Genomic DNA, 12,586 nt, shown 5'->3' on the forward strand with positions numbered 1-12,586 from the left:
TTTAAGGTGATAACATGAGATTTCATATAATGACGTTATTTCCAGAAATATTTAATTCTTATATGAATGAAAGTATAATGAAAAGAGCTGTAGAGAAAGGTATTATAGATGTACATATATACAATATAAGAGACTTTTCTACTAATAAGCATAAAAAAGTAGATGACTATCCATTTGGTGGTGGAGCCGGTATGGTTATGACCCCTCAACCTATATATGATACATATAAGCATATAGTGGACAAGTTCAATATAGAAAATCCTAGAGTTATATACTTAACTCCGAAAGGAAAAGTACACAATCAGGATATAGCAACTGAGATGTCTACGTTTGAAGATGTTATATTACTTTGTGGACATTATGAAGGTATAGATCAAAGAATAATAGATTTAATAGTTACAGATGAAATCTCTATAGGAGATTATGTATTAACGGGAGGAGAACTTCCTGCTTTAATTCTTATAGATTCTATATCAAGACTTATACCAGGGGTATTAAATCAAAATGAATCTTTTGAAGAAGAATCTTTCAAAGATAATTTATTAGAGTACCCTCATTATACTAGACCAAGAGAATTTATGGACATGGAAGTACCTGAAGTTTTACTTTCAGGAAATCATAAGAAAATAGATGAGTGGAGACACGAACAATCTATTGAAATAACTAAAGAAAGACGTCCTGATTTATACAAAAAAGCTTGTAAATAATAGGGACATATAGTATAATAAAATCTGTTGAAAAAATAAACGGGCGTTCCTCTTTTTACACTTGGTCAGGTAATTAAGAGCGTCTATGATACCAGGAGGATAAAAAATGAACGAAATATTAAGATCATTAGAGCAAGAACAATTAAAAAGTGATGTTCCTAACTTTGGACCTGGGGACACTGTAAAAGTACACGTTAGAATAGTTGAAGGAAAAAGAGAAAGAATACAAGTATTCGAAGGTGTTGTATTAAAGAGACAAGGTGGAGGAGCTAGAGAAACTTTCACTGTAAGAAAAATATCTTTCAACGTTGGTGTAGAGAGAACATTCCCAGTTCACACTCCAAAAATAGAGAAGATAGAAGTAACTAGAAAAGGTAAAGTAAGAAGAGCTAAATTAACTTACTTAAGAGGTAGAGTAGGTAAAGCTGCTAAGATAAAAGAAGCTAGATAATTTAACTTTACTATAAATAGGGGACTGAAATTTCAGTCTCCTTTTTTGTAGTGAATATTAAGTAAAATTGAAAATATGAATAAATATAAATTATAAGTTTAATATAAAGAATAATTTGTGTTTTTAATATTATAAAAAGGAGACTGAAATATGAAAATACAAAGAATGACAGATGAATATTTAAGAGATGATAGTTTGCATATAAACTGGTACCCAGGGCATATGAAAAAAACTAAGGAATTAGTTCAAAAGAATTTAAAGCTAGTAGATGTTGTTGTTGAATTATTAGATGCAAGAATACCATTTAGTAGTAGAAACCCTGATATAGATAGATTTGTAGGAGATAAGCCTAGAGTTGTTGTGCTAAACAAAGCTGATATATCAGACCCTAATAAATTAAATCAATGGGTTGATTATTATAAAAAGAGAGGTATTAAAGCTATACCTGTAGACACTTTAAAGGGAAAAGGCGTAAATAAGATAATAGAAGAATGTAAGAATGAAACTAAAGAAAAGATGGAAGCTTTAGTTAAAAAAGGTAGAATAGAAAGACCTATAAGAATAATGATAGTAGGAATACCTAACGTAGGAAAATCTTCTCTTATAAATAAGCTTACAGGAAGAAAAAGTACTCAAACTGGAGATAAACCAGGGGTAACTAAAGGTAAGCAGTGGGTAAAATTAAAAGGAAATTTAGAACTATTAGATACACCAGGTATTTTATGGCCTAAGTTTGAAGATGAAGAAGTAGCATTAAAATTAGCATTTTGTAGAGCTATAAAAGATGAGGTATTAGATGTAGATACTTTAGGTTTAAGATTAATAGCAAAATTAATGGAAATAGAGCCAGAAAAATTAAAAGAAAGATATAAATTAAATGAATTAGGAGAAGAACCTATAGATACTATGGATATGATAGGTATAAAAAGAGGTCTTATCTTAAAGAAAAATGAATTAGATTATACAAGAATAGCTACTACAGTTTTAAATGAATTTAGAGATGGAAAAATGGGGAGAATAACTTTAGAAACTCCTAAAGATATGATAGTAGATTAGAAAAATAGAGATTATATTGGTAAATTATTTAATAGGCTTACAAGAAAATGTTTTCCTTGATTTACTAATGTAATCTCTTTATTTTTACAAAAAAATACATATTTTTTGCAAATATAATCGATATTATATTTCCCTAAATATAAGCAAAATAAAGCGTTTTCGTTGAAAATCGATATTATACAGAAAATTATGAATTTTGTGTATTTTTGTAATATTATTGACAGTTAGGAATATATATAATATAATATTTTCAGAATATTTAATCGAAATGAAACTTTATTTAGGGGGCTTTAATATGAAAAATACGAATAAGGATATAATCGTAGTAGGTTTTGCATTGTTTGCCATGTTCTTCGGAGCTGGAAATCTTATATTCCCACCTTTCTTAGGAGTTATATCAGGAGAGAGTTGGACAATAGGATTTACAGGATTCTTATTAGCTGATGTAGGGCTAGCATTACTTGCAGTAGCAGCAGCGGCAAAATGTGGAGGAGATGTTAATAAAATCTTAGATAGATCAGGAAAAACGTTGGCAACAATAATAGGGGTAGCAATAATGATATGCTTAGGGCCATTGTTAGCAATACCTAGAACAGCAGCTACAACGTTTGAAATGGGGGTACAACCTATAATAGGAAACTCTGTATCACCAGTAATATTCTCTATAGTATTCTTTGCTTTAGTATTATTACTTACTATAAGACCATCTAAGGTTGTAGATATAATAGGAAATGTATTAACGCCAGCGCTTCTTATAGCACTAGCAATTTTAATAATAAAAGGAATAATAACTCCTTTAGGAGATATAAATCCAGATGCACTTGTTCAAAATGTATTCTCAGAAGGTATATCACAAGGATACCAAACTATGGATGCCTTAGGAGCAGTTGCACTTTCAACAATAGTAATCGCATCTCTTCATAATAAGGGATATACAGATAATGATCAAAAAGTTAAGTTAACTATAAAAGCAGGAGTAGTAGCGGGAGTTGCTTTATGTTTAGTATATGGAGGACTTACATACTTAGGAGCTACAATATCTAAGTTATATGTAGGGCAAGATATAGGAGCAATATCTCAAACATCATTAATAGTTGGTATAACAGAGCAATTACTTGGATATCCAGGTAAAGTTATATTAGGAGCTATAGTAGCATTAGCTTGTTTAACAACTGCTATAGGATTAACTTCAGCAACAGGACAATATTTTACAAAGCTAACTAATAATAAATTAAAATATGAAGTAGTAGTAATTGTAGTTTGTGTGTTTAGTGCAGTGGTATCTAACTTCGGAGTTAACACAATAATACAATTCTCAGCACCGATATTAAATATAGTTTATCCAGTAACTATATTACTAGTACTTACAACTTTATTCGCTAAGAGAATAAAAAATGATAATACAGTAAAAGGTGCAGCATATGTAACTTTAATAATAAGTATACTAGGTGTTGTGAATACATTAGCTAGTACTTATGGATTACCAATACACATACCATTCTTAGATGTGCTACCATTTGCACCTTTAGGATTTAACTGGATAGTACCTGCAATAGTAGGTGGTATAGTGGGAAGTTTTATAAAAAAGCCTGAACCAGGGTTAAGTATAGATACGAATAAAATAGGTTAATAAAAGGAAAGCTAAAGTCGTTGATAATATTATCAACGACTTTTTTATTATTAAATATGTTAATACAACATACGAAAAGTGTATCTATATAATAAGATTTAAAAGGGTATAGCTTGGAGGTTAAATATGAATAAAATTATAAAAAGAGATGGAAGTATTGAGGTATTTAGTAAAGTTAAAATTCAGGATGCTATTTATAAAGCAACTGTAAATAGTGAACAAGGAATCGATAAAGAACTAGGTAAAAGTATTTCTAACAAAGTTGAAGAAATATTTAAAAGTAAAGAAAAGGCTATGACTGTTGAGGAAATACAAGACTTAGTTGAAGTTTTACTTATGGAATCAAATAGAAAAGATGTAGCAAAGCATTATATATTATATAGAGAAAAAAGAGCTAACATAAGAAAAAAACCTTGGGAAATGGATGAACTCCAAAAATCAATATGGAAAAATAAATATAGATATAATAATGAAAGTTTTGATGAATGGATAAATAGAATATCTGGAAAGAATGTTAGAATAGCTAAACTAATTAGACAAAAAAGATTTTTATTTGCAGGAAGAATATTAGCTAATAGAGGTCTTAATAAAGATGGATTAAAAGTTACATACTCTAATTGTTATGTATTAGAACCACCAAAAGATAATTTAGAAGATATCTTTGATACTGCTAAAAAACTAGCTAGAACTTTTAGTTATGGTGGAGGAGTAGGAATAGATATATCAAAACTAAGACCTAGAGGTTCTAAAGTTAATAACTCTGCAAAGAACACAACAGGTGCAGTTTCTTTTATGGAATTATATAGTATGACAACTGGATTAATTGGTCAAAGAGGTAGAAGAGGAGCTCTTATGATATCGATGGAAGTTAGTCATCCAGATATAGAAGATTTTATAGATATAAAAACAGATTTAAATAAGATAACAAAGGCGAATATATCAGTAAGAATAAATGATGAATTTATGAATGCTGTAGAAAATAATGAAAATTATAAATGTAAATTTATAGTTGAACACAACAATGAACATATTATTAAAGAAGTAAATGCAAGAAAATTATTTATGAAGTTATGTGAAAATAATTGGGATTATGCAGAGCCAGGAATACTATTTTGGGATAATATAAAAAATAATCATTTAATGAGTGAAGATAAAACTTTTACTCACTCAGGTGTAAATCCTTGTGCAGAAGAACCACTTCCAAGTGGAGGAAGTTGCTTACTGGGGTCTATAAACTTAGCAGAGTTTGTAATACAACCTTTTTATGAAAATGCGATGTTTGATATTAACAAATTCAAAACATGCGTTAGAGAGGCTGTCATAGCCTTAAATGAAGTATTAGACGAAGGACTTAAACTACATCCATTAGAAGAACAAAGAATAAGTGTAGATAAATACAGACAAATAGGTTTAGGCGTCATGGGAATAGGGGATATGCTTCTTAAAATGAATTTAAGATATGGAGAAGATAAATCTATAAATCTATGTAGCTTAATAGCTAAAACTATGTTAAATGAATCTGTAAGACAATCAGCGTTACTTGCAAAAGAATATGGCCCATTCAAAGAGTATAAAGAAGAAGCTATATTTAAATCTAAATTCTTTATAAAAAATTTAGATGAGGATGTAAAAGAGTTAGTAAAAGCATATGGCATAAGAAATTCGCAGTTACTTACAATACCACCAACTGGATCTATATCAACAATGCTAGGTATAAGTGGAGGTATTGAACCTATATTTAACTTATCTTATATAAGAAAAACAGAAAGCTTACATGATGAAGATGTATATTATAAAGTTTATACACCTATAGTTAAAGAATATATGGATTTAAACAATATAACTGATGAAAAAGACTTACCAGATATATTTGTAACTGCTATGAATTTAGATTATAGTGAAAGAATAAAAATGCAACAAGCTTGGCAACAGTATATAGATGCATCAATATCTTCTACAATAAACTTACCATATGAAACTACTGTTGAAGATGTATATGAAATTTACATGAAAGCATGGAAAGCGAATTTAAAAGGTATAACAATATATAGAGATGGTTGTAAAAGAGGAGCAGTACTTATAAATGAAAAACCTAAAAAAGAAAAGAAAGAAGATATTGTAGAAGAAGAAATATCTGTAACTAAGGAAGAAAATGAAAAGTTTGTTTGTCCAGAGTGTGGGAACGAACAAATGGCAAATACAGGGGGTTGTAGTATTTGTTTAAAATGTGGATATAGTGGATGTAATTAATCTAAATTTAATTAAAGTGCTTAAAATTATATTAAGCACTTTAATTTTTTGATAAAATAGATATATTAAGATAAAACAAAAGGAGATATAAACATGAAAGATAAAAGCGTTAAGGAAATAAATGCGATTGTAGAATCTATAAGTGTGGATGAGTATTTAAAGTACATAGACATATTAAAAGATGATGAGAGAAAATCAGTTAAAAATATAGCTATTAAATTAGCCAAAAAGTTAGATAAAATAAGAGCTGAAAATGAAAGATTAGAAATGATAAATACCTTTGAAAATGAAGGTTATGAAAAAGGATATACATACATAGGTGGTATAGATGAAGCTGGAAGAGGGCCTTTAGCAGGACCTGTTGTTGCAGCTGTAGTAGTTTTTAAACCAGGAACAAAAATAGAAGGTATAAACGACTCTAAGAAATTAAGTGAAGCTAAAAGAGATGAATTATTTGACATAATAAAAGAACAAGCTCTAGATTATGGAATAGGTATAGTTCAAAAAGATGAAATAGATGAGTATAACATATTAAATGCTACATATATGGCTATGAAAAAAGCTATACATTGTTTAAAACAAACACCAGACTATTTATTAGTAGATGCAGCACATGTACCTGATGTTGATATAGACCAAAAATCAATAATAAAGGGAGATTCAAAATCTATATCTATAGCAGCTGCAAGTATATTAGCAAAAGTTACAAGAGATAGTTTAATGTATGAATATGATAAAATGTATCCAGAATATGGATTCGCATCTCATAAAGGATATGGAACAGACCAACATTATCAAGCTATAAGAAAACATGGGATAACACCTATACATAGAAGAAGTTTTTTAAAGAACATATTATAATTTCTAACTTAAATGATATAATTATATAGTCGATTAAAGTTAAGGGAGTGTTATAAATGGAATATAAAGAAATGTTAAACAATGCAAGAGAAAACTTAAATGGAACTTGTAGAGTATGTAAAACTTGCAATGGAGTAGTTTGTGCAAGTGAAGTTCCAGGAATGGGTGGAAAAGGATCTGGAAGTGCTTTTATAGAAAACTACAAAAGTTTAGATAAAGTTAAATTAAACATGAGAGTTATACATAATGTTAAAAATCCTGACACAACTATAGAAATGTTTGGAAGAAAAATGAAAGCTCCTATATTTGCAGCTCCTATAACAGGAACTACTTTAAATATGGGTGGTAAATTAACAGAAAGAGAATATATAACTAGTGTTGTAGAAGGTTGTATAGAAAATGATATATATCCTATGGTTGGAGATACAGCTGTAGACGAATTTTTAATAGAAAACCTAAGGGTATTAAAAGAACATGGTGGAAATGGAATTGTATTTATAAAACCATGGGAAAATTCAGATATAAAAAGAAAAATAAAACTAGCTGAGGAGTCAGGAGCTTTTGCAGTAGGTGTAGATATTGACGCTTGTGGATTAGTGACATTATCTATGCATGGAAAAACTGTAGAACCTAAATCTGTAGAAGCAATAAAAGATTTAAAGGCATCTACGAAATTACCATTTATATTAAAAGGGATAATGACTAAAGAAGATGCGCTAATGGCTGTAGAAGCAGGCGTTGATGCTATAGTAGTATCTAACCATGGAGGAAGAGTACTAGACCATACACCAGGAGTTTGTGATGTATTAGAAGACATAGCAAATGCTGTTAAGGGGAAAGTTATAATACTTGCAGATGGTGGAGTTAGAACTGGTGTAGATGTAGTGAAAATGCTAGGACTTGGAGCTGATGGAGTATTAATAGGTAGACCATTTGTAACTGCTTCTTTTGGAGGACTTACACAAGGTGTAGATATGTATGTGAAAAAAGTTATAAATGAAATAGAATCTACTATGATATTAACAGGATGTCAAAATATAGAAGATATAGATAGTAAAGTTATATTTAAAAAAGCTTAGTGTTTTACTAAATTAATATTAAAAAGTAAAAAGGGATTATCTTAAAAATTTGTGTGGATACATAAACACATTTTAAGATAATCCTTTTAAGTTTATATTAGAAATTAATTATTTTTTACATTTATAATATCTGAAGATTTAATTATATCAGTTGTATTTTTATAAGATTGTTCTGCTTTATCATAAGATACATTAGGTATAGTTGAAATTTGATCTTTACTAATTAAAGGAATTATTTCATATGTATATTTTCCATTTTTATCTATGTATTTGTTTACCCAAGTTGGAATATAATCAACACTAGATATTTTAGTTTCATCAGTTTCTAGATTTTTGCTTATATTTATGTTAACTATAACTCCATCTTCTGTATATTTTTTATTAAGAATTTCATTTCTTTGATTACTTAAAAAATTACCAAGAGAATATATAACTAAAGTTTGGTTATCATTTTTATCAGATTTTATCATTTCTATTGGTTGAACAACATGAGGGTGTGACCCTATTATTATATCCACTCCATAATCACATAGCATTCTAGCTAACTCATTTTGAAATTCATCGGGATATCTATTATATTCATTTCCCCAGTGTAGCATAACAACTTGTAAATCAGTTTTATTTTTATTCATTTCATCTAATGTTGCTTTAATTTCATTAAAAGCTTTATTTACATCATTAGAAGTAAATATATTTAGATTATTTAAATCACTAGATTTTACTGGTAATCCATTTAAGGCTTTATTATTTCCTGATACTTGTCCATAAGAATAAGATGTTATTCCTAATTTAACTCCATCCACATCTTCTACTAAGTAGTTACTTTCAGATTCATTTTTTCTTGTTCCAACAGTTTTTAAATCTTTTGATCTAAGGATATCTAAAGTTCTATAAACTCCATCTGAACTTCTGTCATAACTATGATTATTAATAGTAGAAACAATATCAAAACCACTATTTTTAATAGCACTTGCTAACTCATCAGGAGAGTTAAACCTAGGAAATGAAGAATAAGTTTTGTCACTTCCAGCCAATGTTGTTTCTAAATTAGCTATAGCTAAATCAGATTTAGAAACATATGGAGTTATGTATTTAAAATTATTATCAAATGAATATGTATTACTTTTACTATCAAATTGAGATTTTAGTTGAGGATCATGAACCATTATATCTCCAACAGCAGTTAATGTTATATCAACTGTACTTTTAGAATCACTAACAACACTTTCAGTAGGCACGTAATTTTCTTCAGTTTCGAATATATTAAGGCATACAAATATTAATACAATGGTTAAGATAACAGGAATTGATGATAATAAAATTATTTTATTTCTTTTGTGCTTAAGTTTCTTCTTTCTTAATGTACGTTTCATAATGTGCCCCCAAAATTAAAATTAATAAGTATATACCCATCATAATCAGAAAAATATCAATTAGCAAGAGATAAAAAGTTACATTTGAAAAATTTGTATATAAAAATTAAGTAATGACGATAATGTAGAAAAATTCAAAATAAGGAGCGTTTATATGAATAATATACAAAAAGGTAGATTAGGAGAGTTTTTAGCAAGTAATTATTTAAAGTCTATAGGCGCTTGTATAATAGAAAACAACTATAAAATTAAATCTGGAGAAATAGATATAATTGCTAAATTAAATGAAGAAATACTATTTGTAGAAGTTAAATCAAGAAATAACATAAACTTTGGATATCCAGCAGAAGCTGTAAATTATAAAAAAAAATTAAAAATTATAAATGTTGCTAAATATTATATATTAAAAAATAATTTAGAAAAAATGCCAATAAGATTTGATGTTATAGAGGTTTATTTAAAAAACAATAAGATAAACCACATAGAAAATGCTTTTTAGAAGTAATTAGATATATAAATGAGGTATGTGTATGTTAAGTATTATAAATTCAAGTACATTAGTTGGAATAGAAGGAGTAATGGTAAAAGTTGAAGTTGATATAACCAATGGTATACCAAGTTTTAATATTGTTGGTTTAGCAGGTGCATCTATAAAGGAATCAAGAGAACGGGTTAAGTCAGCTATATTAAATAGTGGATATAAGTTTCCAAATTCTCGTATAGTTATAAATTTATCTCCAGCAGATATGAAAAAAGAAGGAGCATATTTTGACTTACCTATATCAATAGGAATATTAAGAAATTTGATAAACGAAGAAGATAGGTATTTAGAGGAAAGTTTGTTTGTGGGCGAACTTTCACTAGATGGAAAACTAAGGAAAGTAAAAGGCGTATTGTCATTAGTGATAAATGCAAAAAATAAAGGAATAAAGAGAATTTTTCTACCTAGAGACAATGAAAATGAAGCTAGATTTATAAGTGGAATAGATATAATACCTATTAATAATTTAAGTGAATGTATAAAAATTATAAATAAAGAAATAGAAATAAATATAGATACAGACAAAAACTTATCAAATGTTAATTTTAGACAATGTAAATATGATGAAGATTTTTCTGATATAAAAGGAAATTATTTTGTTAAAAGAGGTGCTGAAATTGCGGCTGCTGGAAATCATAGTTTTTTAATGATTGGTCCGCCAGGATCAGGAAAAACCATGATAGCAAAAAGAATACGAACAATACTTCCTAAAATTAATGAAGAAGAAATTTTAGAAGTAAGTAAAATATACAGTGCATCAGGACTTATACAAAATGAAGAAGGTATTATAAAGGAAAGGCCTTTTAGATCACCACATCATACAGCTACTAAACAATCTTTAGTTGGAGGAGGAGCTGATGCAAAACCTGGTGAAGTAGTATTAGCGCACAAAGGAATATTTTTTTTAGATGAAATAGCTGAGTTTGATAGAAAAATACTAGAAACATTAAGACAACCAATAGAAGATAAATATATAAATGTTTCTAGAGTAAAAATAAATTTAAAATATCCTTGTAATACAATGTTTATTGCTGCAATGAATCCGTGTCCATGTGGTTTTTATATGTCTGAGAAAGAATGTAAATGTAGGGCGTATGAAGTTAATAGATATTTAGGTAAAATGTCAGGTCCATTATTAGATAGATTTGATATGTTTATTGAAGTTAACTCCATACCCTATGATGAGTTTAATAGTACAAAGAAAGAAGAAACATCAAAAGATATTAGACTTAGAGTTGAAAGTGCTAGAAATATTCAAAAACATAGATTTAAAAATGACAATATAAGTTTTAATAATGAAATAAAATCATCTAAGTTAAATAAATACTGTCAGTTAAGTGAAGAGGGCGAAGACATTCTAAAAGTTATTTTCAATAAATATGATTTAGGAAATAGAAGCTATACAAAGCTATTAAAAACATCTAGAACTATAGCTGACTTAGAAGAATCAAGGTTAATAGAAAGAAGTCATATACTAGAAGCATTCTCTTTTAGAAAAGCTTATTATAACTATTTTATGGCAGAATAAAGTTTACTTAGAGGTGAAAAATGAATAAAAAAGATATATATTTGTGGTTATTATCTATAGGCGGTATAGGAAATAAAACCATAGAAAAAATAGAAAGTAATATAGAAAATATAGAAGACTTAATATATTTTGAAGATAAAGACATACTAAAAATGGAAAATTTAAATTTAAATATTAAGAAGAATATAGTAAAATATAAAAGTCTTGCATATATAGACTCTATAAAAGAGAAATTAGAAAAGTATAATGTAAATTACATAGGTAAAAATGATAGTATATATCCTTTAAAATTAAAAAATATATATAATTGTCCTTGTGTACTTTTTTATAAAGGTGATATAAATTTAATAAATGAAGTATCACTAGCTATGGTAGGTTCTAGAAAACCTACACCATATGGAATATGGTGTGCTCAAAATATAAGCGAAAAACTATCTAATCTTGGTATAAATATAATTAGTGGTATGGCCATGGGTATAGATGAACATTCTCACAAAGGGTGTATGAAAGGAAGTTCAAAAACTATAGCTGTATTAGGTTCAGGAGTTGAAAATCCTCTACCTAAAAGTAATATTAAATTATATGAAAAAATACTAGAAGATGAAGGGCTTGTGTTATCTGAATATAATGTAGAATATCCTGTATCTGCAGGGAATTATCCAGCTAGAAATAGAATAATTAGTGGATTAAGTGAAGGTGTAATAGTAGTTGAAGCAGCTAAAAAAAGTGGAGCTTTGATAACTGTTGACTTTGCGCTTGAACAAGGTAAAAACGTTTTTGCAGTACCAGGTAACATTAATTCAGAGATGAGTAAAGGGTGTCATAGAATTATAAAAGAAGGCGCAAAGTTAGTTGATGATATAGAAGATATAATAAATGAATATAATTTTAAAAAATTTAATAAAATACCTAAAAGTAGCAATAGCAAGCCCTTAAAGGGTATTCAAAAAAGCATTTTTGATATTATAAAAATGAAAGGAAGCTTGCATATAGATAAGATTTGTGATTATACTAATATGAATATACAAGATATAAATTGCGTTTTAAACCTTTTAGAGATAGAAGGTATGGTTGTAGAAATGCGAAATAAGATATATAGTGTAAAATAGA

At 28.1% G+C, this 12,586-nt stretch carries 11 protein-coding genes; 10 read left to right on the forward strand and 1 reads right to left on the reverse strand.

Translation table 11 applies throughout. From position 1 onward, the window contains the following. Nucleotides 1–14: 14 nt before the first annotated feature. The 7 genes from trmD to ACEXNK_RS07395 all read left to right on the forward strand — a co-directional run bounded on the left by trmD (nt 15) and on the right by ACEXNK_RS07395 (nt 8,034). A complete protein-coding gene (gene trmD, locus ACEXNK_RS07365) occupies nt 15–707 on the forward strand; it encodes a tRNA (guanosine(37)-N1)-methyltransferase TrmD (RefSeq protein WP_373598298.1) in 693 nt (230 codons plus the stop codon). 106 nt (nt 708–813) lie between these two features. Further along, on the forward strand, nt 814–1,158 hold the full coding sequence (rplS, locus tag ACEXNK_RS07370) for a 50S ribosomal protein L19 (protein WP_373598297.1): 345 nt from the start codon (nt 814–816) through the stop codon (nt 1,156–1,158). A gap of 150 nt (nt 1,159–1,308) precedes the next feature. Beyond that, nucleotides 1,309–2,214 (forward strand): ribosome biogenesis GTPase YlqF, encoded by a 906-nt coding sequence (gene ylqF, locus ACEXNK_RS07375; protein ID WP_373598296.1) that lies wholly within the window; start codon nt 1,309–1,311, stop codon nt 2,212–2,214. A gap of 295 nt (nt 2,215–2,509) precedes the next feature. After that, entirely contained in the window at nt 2,510–3,844 is a 1,335-nt protein-coding gene (brnQ, locus tag ACEXNK_RS07380; protein ID WP_373598295.1) for a branched-chain amino acid transport system II carrier protein, read from the forward strand. A 126-nt stretch (nt 3,845–3,970) separates the two neighbouring features. Further along, entirely contained in the window at nt 3,971–6,094 is a 2,124-nt protein-coding gene (locus ACEXNK_RS07385; protein WP_373598294.1) for an adenosylcobalamin-dependent ribonucleoside-diphosphate reductase, read from the forward strand. A gap of 93 nt (nt 6,095–6,187) precedes the next feature. Next, the gene (locus ACEXNK_RS07390) at nt 6,188–6,955 is read left to right on the forward strand and encodes a ribonuclease HII (protein WP_373598293.1); all 768 of its coding nucleotides are present in this window, start codon (nt 6,188–6,190) and stop codon (nt 6,953–6,955) included. A 56-nt stretch (nt 6,956–7,011) separates the two neighbouring features. Continuing rightward, nucleotides 7,012–8,034, forward strand: coding sequence for an alpha-hydroxy-acid oxidizing protein (locus tag ACEXNK_RS07395; RefSeq protein ID WP_373598292.1), 1,023 nt, complete (start codon nt 7,012–7,014; stop codon nt 8,032–8,034). Nucleotides 8,035–8,138: 104 nt separating this feature from the next. On the opposite strand, the gene ACEXNK_RS07400 is transcribed toward ACEXNK_RS07395, so the two are convergent. Continuing rightward, nucleotides 8,139–9,407 (reverse strand): CapA family protein, encoded by a 1,269-nt coding sequence (locus tag ACEXNK_RS07400; protein WP_373598291.1) that lies wholly within the window; start codon nt 9,405–9,407, stop codon nt 8,139–8,141. 154 nt (nt 9,408–9,561) lie between these two features. Here ACEXNK_RS07400 and ACEXNK_RS07405 point away from each other — a divergent pair, with 154 nt between their 5' ends. From ACEXNK_RS07405 to dprA, 3 genes are read left to right on the forward strand one after another with little or no spacing between them, the layout of a single operon-like run. Further along, a complete protein-coding gene (locus ACEXNK_RS07405; RefSeq protein ID WP_373598290.1) occupies nt 9,562–9,906 on the forward strand; it encodes a YraN family protein in 345 nt (114 codons plus the stop codon). A gap of 31 nt (nt 9,907–9,937) precedes the next feature. Further along, nucleotides 9,938–11,476, forward strand: a complete 1,539-nt coding sequence (locus ACEXNK_RS07410) for a YifB family Mg chelatase-like AAA ATPase (RefSeq protein ID WP_373598289.1) — start codon at nt 9,938–9,940, stop codon at nt 11,474–11,476. A 20-nt stretch (nt 11,477–11,496) separates the two neighbouring features. Continuing rightward, the gene (gene dprA, locus ACEXNK_RS07415; protein WP_373598288.1) at nt 11,497–12,585 is read left to right on the forward strand and encodes a DNA-processing protein DprA; all 1,089 of its coding nucleotides are present in this window, start codon (nt 11,497–11,499) and stop codon (nt 12,583–12,585) included. Nucleotide 12,586 lies beyond the last annotated feature (1 nt).

Source organism: Paraclostridium bifermentans, from assembly GCF_964259345.1.
GTDB lineage: Bacteria > Bacillota > Clostridia > Peptostreptococcales > Peptostreptococcaceae > Paraclostridium > Paraclostridium bifermentans_B.